The sequence below is a fragment of the Paraburkholderia sp. SIMBA_054 genome (genome assembly GCF_046534875.1).
Classification (GTDB): Bacteria; Pseudomonadota; Gammaproteobacteria; order Burkholderiales; family Burkholderiaceae; genus Paraburkholderia; species Paraburkholderia hospita.
In genome coordinates, this window is record NZ_JAWRXV010000463.1 from 1 (window position 1) to 316 (window position 316).

The window sequence follows — 316 nt, forward strand, 5'->3', positions numbered from 1 at the left end:
TCACCTGCTCAGGAAGATACGCCAGAATCGACGGTCGGCGCACATACGCGCAAGAAGCGGGGCCATCGCAAGCCGCTTGATCCCAACCTGCCGCGCGACGTAGTGCGGCACGAGCTGCCTGAGGCTGAACGCTTCTGCATGAACGATGGTCACGCGCTCGTCGAATTTGGCGTGGAGATCAGCGAGCAGCTCGACGTGATTCCGGAGCAGCTTCGCGTGATCCAGCACCAACGCGTCAAATATGCGTGTCCGTGCTGCGATCTCGGCATCAAGGTGACGCCGGCGCCGCCTCGCATCATCCCTCGCGGCCTGTTGA

The 316-nt window shown here is 62.3% G+C and carries 1 protein-coding gene; it reads left to right on the forward strand.

Annotation, left to right across the window (positions count from 1 at the left end; all coding sequences use genetic code 11):
* On the forward strand, positions 1-316 hold a 316-nt coding region (locus SB822_RS55920; protein ID WP_410858954.1), incomplete at both ends, for an IS66 family transposase zinc-finger binding domain-containing protein.